The organism is Kitasatospora sp. NPDC007106, from assembly GCF_040634455.1.
GTDB lineage: Bacteria > Actinomycetota > Actinomycetes > Streptomycetales > Streptomycetaceae > Kitasatospora > Kitasatospora arboriphila.
The window spans coordinates 1-12084 of sequence record NZ_JBEYFP010000139.1; the positions used below are offsets into that span (position 1 = coordinate 1).

Here is a 12084-nt window from a genome sequence, read left to right on the forward strand (position 1 = left end):
GGCGCAGCCGCGCCCGGGGCTCCGGCGCGCCCGGAACCGGACGTATCGGGCGCGATCACGGGACCAGCGCGCCCGCCGACACGGGCGCCCGGTAGGTTGTCACCCGTGCCCACACCGACCTCCAGCCGCCCCGCCGTGACCGCCCGCCTCCGCGAGCAGGTCCGGACGGGCTACTGGACGAGGCTGGTGCCGGTGCTGGCCCTGCTCGCGGTGGCCACCCACGTCCCGTCCTTCCTGCGGCCGGTGTGGAGCCCCGACGAGGGCTACCTCGCCACCCAGGCCCGCATGCTGGCCGACGGCGGGGTGCTCTACGACACCGTCGTCGACCGCAAGCCCCCGCTGCTGCCCTGGCTCTACCAGGCCTGCTTCGCGCTGTTCGGCTCCGGCTCGCTCTGGCCGCTGCGCAGCCTGGCGATCGTCGCCCACCTGGCCACCGCCGTCCTGCTGGCCTCCGTCGCCCGCGGGCGCTGGGGCAACCGGGCGGGCGGCGCGGCCGGCGTGCTCTACCTGCTGCTGTCCATCGGCCTGTCGCCGGAGGACACCCAGGCGGCGACCTTCGAGGTCTTCATGCTGCCGGCCATGGTCGCCGCCTTCCGGTACGCCGAGCGGCGCCGCTGGCTGGCCGCGGGCATCGCGGTGGCGCTCTGCTCGCTGACCAAGCAGACCGGCGGCGCCGTGCTGCTGCCGGTGCTGTGGATGCTGCTGCAGGACGCCCGCCGGCGCGGGGTGCGCTGGCCCCCCGTGCTGGCCGCGATCGGCTTCGGGTTCGCGCTGCCGATAGCGCTGGTCGCGCTGATCCTCACCAAGCCCAAGGGCTTCCTGTTCTGGGTGGTCACCGGCAGCGGCGACTACGCCTCGCTCGGCGGCGCCTGGCTGCAGATGACCGGCCGGGCGCTCGGCAACTCCGCGATCCTGCTCGCCGCCGGCCTCGGCTTCGTGGTGCCGATCGGGTACCGGCTGTGGCTGCGGCGCGGCCGCCGCGCCGTCCCCGGGGCGGGGGAGGAGCACGGCTCCACCACCGACCTGTGGGTGTGGCTGCTCTCGTCGGCGGTCGCGGTCAGCGTGGGCTTCCACTTCTTCGGCCACTACTACCTGCAGCTGATGCCGCCGCTGGTGCTGCTCGGCGTCGGCGCGGTCTCCACCTCGGCGGTGCGCTGGCGGCCGGTGCTCACCTACTCGGCGGTCGCCTGCACCTTCTTCTGGGGCCTCGCGGTGTTCTGGCCGGGCCAGAAGCTCACCCAGACCACCGAGGTGGCCACCGCGGTCGCCAAGCAGACCACGCCCAAGGACACCGTCCTGGTCTGGGGCATGCACCCCGAGCTGTACTGGCTGGCCGACCGCCGCCCCGCCAGCCGTTACCTGACCGCCGGGTTCCTCACCAACTTCAGCGGCGGCAAGGACGGCCAGAAGGTCGGCGAGCAGTACAGCGTCAGCGAGGCCTGGCAGACCTTCGACGAGGAGCTCGCCGCCAAGGGCCTGCCCGAGATCGTCGTCGACGACTCCGGCACCGCCCCCTACCAGCCGCTGCTGATCCCCCGCATCGAGAGCCTCCTCGACACCCACTACGAGGTCGTCGGCGTCACCGGCGACACCGTCATCTACCGGCTCAAGAAGAAGTAGCCCCGCAGGCTCCGGAGACGGCCTCAGGACGGCTCCAGGGCGCCTCCAGGGCGGCTCCGGACATGCGAAAGGCCCCCGCCGGGTGGCGGGGGCCTTCGTGTCGCTACGGGGCTCAGGCCGGGACGGAGGCCACGCCCGGGGCGAGGAAGCGCTTGCCGTTCACGCGCTCCGAGACGCCCTCGCGGTCCAGGTACGGCGTGATGCCGCCCAGGTGGAAGGGCCAGCCGGCGCCGGTGATCATGCACAGGTCGATGTCCTGCGCCTCGCCGACGACGCCCTCGTCCAGCATCAGGCCGATCTCCTGCGCCACGGCCTCCAGGGCGCGGGCGAGGACCTGCTCCTCGGTCAGCACGGTGTCGCCGAAGGTCAGCAGCTCCAGGACCTCGGGGTCGAGGACCTGCTGGCCGTCCTGCCAGACGTAGAAGCCGCGCTTGCCGGCCTTGACGAGCTTGCCGAGGTTCTCGGAGACGGTGAACCGCTCCGGGAAGGCGCCGTGCAGGGTCTCCGACACGTGCAGGGCGATGGCCGGGCCGACCAGCTCCAGCAGCACGATCGGGGACATCGGCAGGCCGAGCGGCAGCACGGCCTTCTCGATGGTCTCGATCGGGGTGCCCTCGTCGATGGCGCCCTGGATCGCGTCCATGAAGCGGAGCAGGATCCGGTTCACCACGAACGCCGGGGCGTCCTTGGTCAGGACGGCCGTCTTCTTCAGCTTCCGGGCGACACCGAAGGCGGTGGCCAGCGAGGCGTCGTCGGTCTTCTCCGCGCGGACGATCTCCAGCAGCGGGAGGATCGCGACCGGGTTGAAGAAGTGGAAGCCGACGACCCGCTCCGGGTGCTCCAGCTTCGAGGCCATCTCGGTGACCGACAGCGAGGAGGTGTTGGTCGCCAGGATGGTGGTCGGCGAGACCACGGCCTCCAGCTCGGCGAAGACGTTCTGCTTGACGCCCATCTCCTCGAACACGGCCTCGATCACGAAGTCCGCGTCACCGAAGGCGACCGCCTTGTCCAGGTGGCCGGAGACCAGGCCCTTGAGCTTGTTGGCCTTGTCGCCGTTGATCCGGCCCTTGGCCAGCAGCTTGTCGACCTCGGCGTGGACGTAGCCCACGCCCTTGTCGATGCGCTCCTGGTCGATGTCGGTCAGCACGACCGGCACCTCCAGGCGGCGGGCGAACAGCAGCGCCAGCTGCGAGGCCATCAGGCCCGCGCCGACGACGCCGACCTTGTTGACCGGGCGGGCCAGCGACTTGTCCGGCGCACCGAAGGGGCGCTTGGCACGGCGCTGCACCAGGTTGAAGGCGTAGATGCCGCTGCGCAGCTCGCCGCCCATGATCAGGTCGGCCAGCGCCACGTCCTCGGCGTCGAAGCCGGCCTGCAGGTCCTGGTCCTTGACCTGCTGGATGATGTCGAGCGCCTTGTAGGCGGCCGGCGCGGCGCCGTGCACCTTGGCGTCGGCGACCAGGCGTCCCCAGGCGACGGCGTCGTCCCAGGCCTTGCCGCGGTCGATCTCCTCGCGCTCGACGGCGGTCTCGCCGGTGAGCACGGAGGCCGTCCAGTGCAGCGACTGCTCCAGGAAGTCGGCCGGCTCGAAGATCGCGTCCGCGATGCCGAGCTCGAACACCTCCTTGCCCTTGAGCTGCTTGTTCTGGCTCATCGAGTTCTCGACGATGACCTTGACGGCCTTCGCCGGGCCGATCAGGTTCGGCAGGATCGTGCAGCCGCCCCAGCCCGGGACGAGGCCCAGGAAGACCTCCGGCAGCGAGAACGCCGGGATGCCGGAGCTCACGGTGCGGTAGGTGCAGTGCAGGCCGACCTCGACGCCGCCGCCCATCGCCGCGCCGTTGTAGTAGGCGAAGGAGGGGACGGGCAGCGCGGCGATCCGCTTGAAGACGTCGTGGCCGCCCTTGCCGATGGCCAGCGCGTCGCCGTGCTCCTTGAGCACCTCGACACCCTTGAGGTCGGCGCCGACCGCGAAGATGAACGGCTTGCCGGTGATCGCCACGGCGGCGATCCCGCCCTCGGCGGCCTCGGCCTCGACCTGGTCCAGCGCCTCGGAGAGCTTCGCGAGCGAGCCCGGGCCGAAGGTGGTCGGCTTGGTGTGGTCGAAGCCGTTGTCCAGGGTGATCAGCGCCAGCTTGCCGGCCTGCTTGGGCAGGTCCAGGTGACGCACGTGCGCGGTGGTGACGACCTCGCCGGGGAACAGCTCGGCGGCGCGCTTCAGCAGCTCGGTGGTGCTCACGGTCACTTGTTCCCCTCGAAGTGCGGGTTCTCCCAGATGACCGTGCCGCCCATGCCGAAGCCGATGCACATGGTGGTCAGGCCGTAGCGGATGTCGGGGCGCTGCTCGAAGCGGCGCGCCAGCTGGGTCATCAGGCGGACGCCGGTGGAGGCCAGCGGGTGGCCGTAGGCGATCGCGCCGCCGTACGGGTTGACGCGCTCGTCGTCGTCGGCGATGCCGTAGTGGTCGAGCAGCGAGAGGACCTGGACGGCGAAGGCCTCGTTGATCTCGAAGGCGCCGATGTCGTCGATGGTCAGACCGGCCTTGGCCAGTGCCTTCTGCGTCGCCGGGACGGGGCCGATGCCCATGACCTCGGGCTCCACGCCGGCGTAGGCGAAGGAGACCAGGCGCATCTTGATCGGCAGGCCGAGCTCCTCGGCGACGTCCTCGGCGGCCAGCAGCGAGGCGGTGGCGCCGTCGTTCAGGCCGGCCGCGTTGCCCGCGGTGATGTTGCCGTGCGGGCGGAACGGGGTCTTGAGGTTCGCCAGCGACTCCATGGTGGTGCCGGGGCGCATCGGCTCGTCCGTCGTCGCCAGGCCCCAGCCGGTCTCGCCGACCTCGGGGTTGGTGTTGCGGATCGCGATCGGCACCAGGTCCGGCTGGATGTCGCCGTTGGCGTACGCCTTGGCGGCCTTCTCCTGGGAGCGCACGGCGTAGGCGTCGCAGCGCTCCTTGGTGATGTGCGGCAGGCGGTCGTGCAGGTTCTCCGCGGTCATGCCCATGAACAGGGCGGACTCGTCGACCAGCTTCTCCGACACGAAGCGCGGGTTCGGGTCCACGCCCTCGCCCATCGGGTGACGGCCCATGTGCTCGACGCCGCCGGCGACGGCGATGTCGTACGCGCCGAAGGCGATGCCGCCCGCGGTGGTGGTGACGGCGGTCATCGCACCGGCGCACATGCGGTCGATCGCGTAGCCCGGGACGGACTGCGGCAGACCGGCGAGCAGGCCCGCGGTGCGGCCGATGGTCAGGCCCTGGTCGCCGATCTGCGTGGTCGCGGCGACGGCGACCTCGTCGATGCGCTCGACGGGCAGGTTCGGGTTGCGGCGCACCAGCTCACGGATGCACTTGACGACCAGGTCGTCCGCGCGGGTCTCGTGGTAGATGCCCTTCGGGCCTGCCTTGCCGAACGGGGTGCGGACGCCGTCGACGAAGACGACGTCCCTCGCGGTACGAGGCACGGGGGCTCTCCTCCCAGGGGACATGACGTTAAGCGCAGTCCGCACGGCTCACGGGTGGAGCGGCGCTGCTTCAGAGCCATGCTACCCGTCGGTAACTAACTTGCCCAGGGGCCACACCCACCGGACGGGGTGTGTCCCCCAGCACACACGCCGGGACAAGCGGGAACGGCGGCGCGGGTCCACGTGCGGCGAAGCGGGAACAGGGGCGCGGGGAACTGCGCGGGACGGAAGGCGCTCGCCCGACCTGTGGCTCCGGACGGTCGGTTGCACCGTCCGGGGTCACCCGGCTGCGGGTGGTCCTCTCCCGTCTCGCGCAGTCCCCCGCGCCCCTGATGGGTCGTCCCGGGATTCCGGGCTGCGCCCTAGCTCGCGGCCTGGTCGAAGGCGGTCGCGAGGGCCGGGGCGACCAGGTCGGTCTGCCACTGGCGGGCGCCGAGCCGGCGCAGCGAGGCGGCGATGTTGTCGGCGTCGGACACCGCCGGAGGCTCCCAGCAGACCCGCCGCACGAGGTCCGGCGTGATCAGGTTCTCCGCCGGCAGGTGCTTCTCCTCGGCCATCGCCGTCACCGCGGCCCGCGCCGCACTGAGCCGTGCCGCCGCCACCGGGTCCTTCTCGGCCCACGCCCGCGGCGGCGGCGGTCCATCGTGCGGTGCCGTGGCGGCCGGCAGCTGCGACTCGGGCAGTTCGCGGGCCCGCTGCAGCGCGGCGAGCCACTGCTCGACCTGGCGGCGGTTCACCCGGGGGCCGAAGCCCTGGACGGCGACCAGGCCGGCGGCGTTGGTGGGCATGGCGAGGGCGGCGTTGACGATGGCGGCGTCGGGCAGCACCCGGCCGGGGGAGACGTCCCGCTCGCGGGCCATCCGGTCGCGGGTCTGCCAGAGCTCGCGGACGGCGGCGAGCTGGCGGCGCCGCCGGACCTTGTGCAGCTGGGAGGTGCGCCGCCAGGGGTCGACCCGAGGGCTGGGCAGCGGTGCCGCGGCGAGCGCCGCGAACTCCTGCAGCGCCCAGTCGAGCTTGCCCTGGGCGTCCAGCTCCTGCTCGAGTGCGTCGCGCAGCTCGACCAGCACCTCGACGTCCAGAGCGGCGTAGCGCAGCCAGGGCTCGGGCAGCGGGCGGGTGGACCAGTCGACGGCCGAGTGCTCCTTGGCCAGGGAGAGGCCGAGGACGTTCTCGGTCATCGGGCCGAGGCCCACCCGGGGGAAGCCGGCGAGCCGCCCGGCCAGCTCGGTGTCGAACAGCGTCCGCGGGCGCATGCCGACCTCGCCGAGGCAGGGCAGGTCCTGGGTGGCGGCGTGCACCACCCATTCGGCGTCGGCGAGGGCCGTGCCGAGGGCGTGCAGGTCCGGGCAGGCGATCGGGTCGATCAGCGCGGTGCCCGCGCCGGCCCGGCGGAGCTGGATGAGGTAGGCCCGCTGGCCGTAGCGGTAGCCGGAGGCTCGCTCGGCGTCGACGGCGACCGGGCCCCGCCCGGCGGCGAAGGCCGCTACCGCGGCGGCGAGCGCCTGCTCGTCGGCGACGACGGGTGGCAGCCCCTCCCGCGGTTCGAGGAGCGGGACCGGGGCTGTCTCTTCTGGGATGGCTGCTACGGCGTCGGTCACCCCCCAAGGGTACGACGGCGTACGGGGCCGGGAGTGTTGTCGGACTGGTCAGACTGCGTTCGGACATATGCCCCCGGCCCGTAGCCGGTCGGCCATCAGTCCCCGGACGGGTGAGCCGACCTGGTCCGGATCGGCCGATCACCGGTCTCGGACCGGGCGGAGGCCCGGAGGAAACGTTCCTCCGGGCCTCCGCCGGACGGTTGCGCCGGAGCCGGCCCGCGCGGGGGCCGGGCCGGTCCGGTCGTCAGTGGATGATGCCGGTGCGCAGCGCGACCGCGACCATGCCGGCCCGGTCGCCGGTGCCCAGCTTGCGGGCGATCCGCGCGAGGTGGCTCTTGACGGTCAGTGCGGACAGGCCCATCGCCACGCCGATCGCCTTGTTGGACTGGCCCTCCGCCACCAGCCTCAGCACCTCGACCTCGCGGCCCGACAGCTCCCGGTACGCGGTGGGCTGCGCACCGGGGGCGCCCGGCGCACCGGGGGCTCCGGGCGTGCCCGCCGCTCCGGGGGCGCCGGGGACTCCCGGCATGCCGGGACGGCGCATCCGGCCCGCCAGGTGGGCGGCGCCGAGCGGCAGGCCGGGCCGGCCGGGCATGGCGAGGTTGGTGCGGGTGCCGGTGACCACGTAGCCCTTGACGCCGCCGGCGAGCGCGGAGCGCACGGCCCCGATGTCGTCGGCCGCGGAGAGCGCGAGGCCGTTGGGCCAGCCCGCGGCGCGGGTCTCGGCCAGGATGGTCAGCCCGGAGCCGTCCGGGAGGTGCACGTCGGCGATGCAGATGTCGCGCGGGGTGGCGACCCGCGGGCGTGCCTCGGCGATCGAGGAGACCTCGATCACGTCGCGCACACCCAGGGCCCACAGGTGCCGGGTGACGGTGTTTCGGACGCGCGGGTCGGCGATGACCACCATGGCGGTGGGCTTCGTCGGACGGTACGCGACCACGTTTGCGGGGTGCTCGAGAAGGACCGACACCAGGCCTCCTGTGGGGAGTGGCGGACGGAACCCCGATGGGGGCGGTCGGAGTGTTCCGCGTTCGGAAAGGGTCACTGACACCTTCGGCATCATCCGTGCCCGGCTTTAGCGAAAGATCACGATCTAGTGAGTAACAATACGGACAAATCGCGCAGGTGACTGATACGACATGCCCTGGAATCGTACGGATTCGATCGCAACCGGATCGAAATGATCAATTTCAGCCGGGTAATTGACATAGACCGGGACGGAAGTCACACTCCATCAGCCCTGGGAGTGGCACTGCACCGGACCGTCCGGGGCGTCCCCCGGAAGGGCAGCGGCCCGGGGCGGGCGGGCCCGGCGGGGCTCGGCTTGGTGCAGGGCCCGGCGCGGGGCTCAGTGCGGGCGCGGCCGGCGCCGGGCGGGCATCGGCACCACGCCGCCGAGTGACGGGGCGTCCGGCAGCGGCATCGGCGCCCCCGCGGTCGGCGGCAGGCCGGCGCAGATGCACAGCAGGTCGCCCCAGGCGGCCAGGTGGCGCTCGAACCGCTTGTCGGCCGGCGTCCAGGACGCCCGCACCTCGATCTCGGTCGACGCAGGGCGTTCGGCCAGCGCGCCGAAGTAGTGCGAGGCGCAGCGGGTCACCGTGCCGCCGGGCTCCCCGTAGCCGGCGCCGTGCGCCTGCAGCGCGTCCATCAGCCAGGCCCAGCCGACCTCGCCGAGCATCGGGTCGCCGGCGATCTCCGGCTCCAGCTCGGCACGGGTCATGGTGACGACCCGGAAGTCGCCGTTCCAGGCGGACTGCCCGGCGGGGTCGTGCAGCAGCACCAGTCGGCCGTCCGCGAGCTCGTCGCCGTCCACCTCGACCGTGGCGGTCACCGCCCACGCGAACGGTGCCAGCCGTCGGGGCGCCGGCGCGGGGGAGAGCTGCACCTCGGGCCGGAGCCGGGCGCCCGCGAGCGCCTCGACCGCACGGCGGAACTCGATCGGCGCCGCCTCCTTGTCCGTTCCGCCACCTTGTGCGGGGTGTCCGCCGACCGCTGCCATGGAGGGAAGCCTAGGTCGCCCGCGGCCCCAATCCGAGCAACTTCCCGCGGTGCGGCGCGCCGTAGCGCCACAGGTCGGACATCTCGGACGAACCTACGAGGCGCCCGGGGCCGCCGCGCGCACGGCGCGTGCGAAGATTTGACCCGTGAGCGAGACACCCGCGGCGAGCCCCGCAGCCCAGACCGACCCGCAGTCCACCGTGCGCCGCGGCGCCGCGTACGACTCCGTCTTCCTGCGCGCCGCCCGCCGCGAGCCGGTGCCGCACACCCCCGTCTGGTTCATGCGGCAGGCCGGCCGCTCGCTGCCGGAGTACCTGAAGGTGCGCGAGGGCATCCCGATGCTCGACTCCTGCATGCGGCCCGAGCTGGTCAAGGAGATCACGCTGCAGCCGGTCCGCCGGCACGGGGTGGACGCGGCGATCTTCTTCAGCGACATCGTGGTGCCGCTCAAGGCCGTCGGCATCGACGTGGACATCAAGCCCGGCGTCGGCCCGGTGATCGCCGACCCGATCCGCACGGTCGAGGACCTGCAGCGGCTGCGCCCGCTGGAGCCGGACGACATGCCCTACATCACCGAGGCCGTCGGCCTGCTCGTCGACGAGCTCGGCACCACCCCGCTGATCGGCTTCGCCGGTGCCCCCTTCACGCTGGCCAGCTACCTGGTCGAGGGCGGCCCGTCGAAGAGCCACGAGAAGACCAAGGCCATGATGTACGGCGCGCCCGAGCTCTGGGCGGGCCTGGTCGACCGGCTGGCCGCGATCACCTCCGCCTTCCTGAAGATCCAGATCGAGGCCGGCGCCTCCGCCGTGCAGCTCTTCGACTCCTGGGTCGGCGCGCTCGCCCCGGACGACTACCGCCGCTCGGTGATGCCCGCCAGCACCAAGGTCTTCGAGGCGGTCGCCGACTACGGCGTGCCGCGGATCCACTTCGGCGTCGGCACCGGCGAACTGCTCGGACTGATGGGCCAGGCCGGCGCGGACGTGGTCGGCGTCGACTGGCGGGTGCCGCTGAACGTCGCCGCCGACCGGGTCGGCCCGGACAAGGGCCTGCAGGGCAACCTCGACCCGGCCGTGCTCTACGCCCCCACCCACGTCGTCGAGACCAAGGCCCGCGAGGTGCTGCACGCCGCCGCCGCGCTCGGCGACAGCGGCCACATCTTCAACCTCGGACACGGCGTCATGCCGACCATGGACCCGGACGCGCTGACCCGCCTGGTCGCCTTCGTGCACGAGGCCAGCGCCCGCTGACCGGACGGGCGGGGCCGGTCTCCCGGCCCCGCCGCCCCGTCACTCCCCGTCCGCCTGCTGCGGACCGGCCGACGGCTTCGGCTCGGCCGCCGCCGGGGCCTGCGGCTGCCCGGGCGCCTGGACGGGCGCACCGGCCTGCCGCGGCACTCCCCAGACCGGCACCGGCGGCGCCGGACGTGCGGGCCGGGACGCCGCCCGCCGCTTCAGACCGCGCCGCAGCAGCCAGGCCGCCGGGGCCAGCACCGCCAGGAACGGCGCCAGCGCGGCCAGCGCCACCAGCAGCCCGCGCACCAGCAGCAGCAGGGCGTGCCAGCCGCCCGCGAACGCGTGCCCGACCGCCGACCACAGCCCCCGCTCCGGCTTCTCCTCCGCCACCGGCACATCGGCGGCCCGGCGCAGCTCGACCGTGATCGTGGAGAGCGAGGTCTGCGAACCCAGCTCCTGCAGGCGCTGCTTCAGCGACTCCAGGTCCGCCTCCCGGCGGGTCAGCTCGCTCTCCAGCGACACCACCTCGGAGAGCGACTTCGCGTCCGCGAGCAGTGCCCGCACCCGGTCCACCGACGCCTGCTGGGTCTTCAGCCGGCTCTCGGTGTCCACCACCTGCTCGGTGAGGTCGTCCGCGTCGCTGCTGCGGGAGGCCACCGTGCCGAGGCCGGCCAGCCGGTCCATCGCCTGCTGGTAGCGGGCCGAGGGCACCCGCAGCACCAGCCGCCCGGCCTCCGCGCCGCCGCTGTCGGAGAGCGACTCGCTGCCGACGTAGCCGCCGGTGTCCGTGGCCGTCCGGCGGACCGCCTCCGCCGTGCCGCCCTTGTCGTCGGCCTTCAACTGCAGCACCAGACGGCCGGAGTAGGCGATGTAGCGGTGGTCGGCGGCGTTCTGGGCCGGGGCGCCGGACGGGTTGCCGGTGCCCGCCGCGGTCGGCTGCCCGGCCGGCCGGTCCGCCGCCCCCGCCCCGGCCGCGCCCCCGCCCGCGGTCGGCTCGGCCTTCGGCGCCGCCGCCCGGGCGGGTGCCGCGGCGTCCGAGGAGGAACGGCCGCCGCCCTCCGCACCGCAGCCGCTCAGCAGCAGCACCGCCGCCAGCGCGGTGCCCGCCAGCACCCGTCTGCCCGCGCGTCCCGTGTCCGTGCGCCCCATGTCCGTCCTCCCCTGGTCCCTCCGCGCGGCCTTCCGCGCCGGTCGCACCATTGGACGCGCCCGCGGCCCGTCCGGACCCGTCCCGGCGGTCCCGAACGGGTCACGGTCCGGCCTCGCCCCGGTGTACACCGCCCTTGCGGGGAAGCGGAGTTGACGGGCCGCCGACAGTCCGGCCGGGACGGACCGGCCGCGGCCGAGCGGGGCACCCCCGGCCCGGGGGTTAAGGAGTGCAAGACTGCGGGACATGGCAGAACCTCATGTCGTGGTGATCGGCGGCGGCATCGCCGGACTCGCCGCAGCGGTGTTCCTGACCGACGGCCCGCACCGGGTCACCGTGCTGGAGGCGTCCGAGCGCTTCGGCGGCAAGCTGATGGCGGGCGAGGTCGGCGGCGTCCGGGTCGACCTCGGCGCCGAGTCGATGCTCGCCCGCCGCCCCGAAGCGGTGGAGCTGGCCCGCGCCGTCGGCCTCGCCGACGAACTGGAGCCGCCCACCGGCGCCAAGGCCGCCATCTGGACCCGCGGCGCCCTGCGCCCGCTGCCCGGCGGCCAGCTGATGGGCGTGCCCGGCGACCTCGACGCGCTGGCCGCCACCGAGGTCCTCTCCGCCGACGGCCTGGACCGCGCCCGCCACGAGCGCCCGACCAGCGTCGGCGAGGACGTCGCGATCGGCGCCTACGTCTCCGCCCGGCTCGGCCGCGAGGTCGTGGACCGGCTCGTCGAACCGCTGCTCGGCGGCGTCTACGCCGGCCACGCCGACGAGATCTCGCTGCGCGCCGCCGTCCCGCAGCTGCTCCCGCTCGCCCGGAGCGGCGGCACCCTGGTCGACGGCGTGCACGAGCTCGTCGGCCGGGCCCGCCCCGACGCCGGCCCGGTCTTCCAGGGCATCCGCGGCGGACTCGGCACCCTGCCGGAGGCCGCCGCGGCCCACCTGCGCCGCGCCGGCGCCGACCTGCGCACCGCGAGCCCCGTCGACGCACTGCGCCGCACCCCCGAGGGCTGGCGGGTGGCCGTCGGCGGCGAGCTGCTGC

General features: G+C 73.9%; 9 protein-coding genes. 3 read left to right on the top strand and 6 right to left on the bottom strand.

Annotation, left to right across the window (positions count from 1 at the left end):
* The first annotated feature begins 105 nt into the window (after positions 1 to 105).
* Positions 106 to 1620, top strand: coding sequence for a glycosyltransferase family 39 protein (locus ABZ641_RS14630; RefSeq protein WP_344625720.1), 1515 nt, complete (start codon positions 106 to 108; stop codon positions 1618 to 1620).
* Positions 1621 to 1732: 112 nt separating this feature from the next.
* On the opposite strand, the gene ABZ641_RS14635 is transcribed toward ABZ641_RS14630, so the two are convergent.
* The 5 genes from ABZ641_RS14635 to ABZ641_RS14655 all read right to left on the bottom strand — a co-directional run bounded on the left by ABZ641_RS14635 (position 1733) and on the right by ABZ641_RS14655 (position 8676).
* On the bottom strand, positions 1733 to 3859 hold the full coding sequence (locus tag ABZ641_RS14635) for a 3-hydroxyacyl-CoA dehydrogenase NAD-binding domain-containing protein (RefSeq protein ID WP_344625721.1): 2127 nt from the start codon (positions 3857 to 3859) through the stop codon (positions 1733 to 1735).
* A gap of 2 nt (positions 3860 to 3861) precedes the next feature.
* A complete protein-coding gene (locus ABZ641_RS14640) occupies positions 3862 to 5079 on the bottom strand; it encodes an acetyl-CoA C-acyltransferase (protein WP_344625722.1) in 1218 nt (405 codons plus the stop codon).
* Positions 5080 to 5441: 362 nt separating this feature from the next.
* Entirely contained in the window at positions 5442 to 6677 is a 1236-nt protein-coding gene (locus ABZ641_RS14645) for a ribonuclease D (RefSeq protein ID WP_344625723.1), read from the bottom strand.
* Positions 6678 to 6921: 244 nt separating this feature from the next.
* Positions 6922 to 7647: a response regulator transcription factor gene (locus tag ABZ641_RS14650; RefSeq protein ID WP_359981895.1), complete on the bottom strand. Its 726-nt coding sequence runs from the start codon at positions 7645 to 7647 to the stop codon at positions 6922 to 6924.
* A 378-nt stretch (positions 7648 to 8025) separates the two neighbouring features.
* Positions 8026 to 8676 (bottom strand): DUF3000 domain-containing protein, encoded by a 651-nt coding sequence (locus ABZ641_RS14655; RefSeq protein ID WP_344625725.1) that lies wholly within the window; start codon positions 8674 to 8676, stop codon positions 8026 to 8028.
* Positions 8677 to 8875: 199 nt separating this feature from the next.
* On the opposite strand from ABZ641_RS14655, the gene hemE reads away from it, so the two are divergent.
* Positions 8876 to 9922 carry a uroporphyrinogen decarboxylase gene (gene hemE, locus ABZ641_RS14660; RefSeq protein ID WP_344625733.1) on the top strand — a complete coding sequence of 349 codons (1047 nt, stop codon included), beginning with the start codon at positions 8876 to 8878 and terminating at the stop codon, positions 9920 to 9922.
* 39 nt (positions 9923 to 9961) lie between these two features.
* Here hemE and ABZ641_RS14665 read toward each other — a convergent pair whose 3' ends face one another.
* Positions 9962 to 11056: a DUF4349 domain-containing protein gene (locus ABZ641_RS14665; protein WP_359981899.1), complete on the bottom strand. Its 1095-nt coding sequence runs from the start codon at positions 11054 to 11056 to the stop codon at positions 9962 to 9964.
* 244 nt (positions 11057 to 11300) lie between these two features.
* Here ABZ641_RS14665 and hemG point away from each other — a divergent pair.
* Positions 11301 to 12084, top strand: a 784-nt coding sequence (hemG, locus tag ABZ641_RS14670; protein WP_359981902.1) for a protoporphyrinogen oxidase, incomplete at its 3' end; no start/stop codon positions are given.

Coding starts and splice junctions, on each gene's coding strand:
- ABZ641_RS14655 (WP_344625725.1), bottom strand. CDS start 8,676: ATGGCAGCGGTCGGCGGACACCCCGCACAAGGTGGCGGAACGGACAAG.
- ABZ641_RS14665 (WP_359981899.1), bottom strand. CDS start 11,056: ATGGGGCGCACGGACACGGGACGCGCGGGCAGACGGGTGCTGGCGGGC.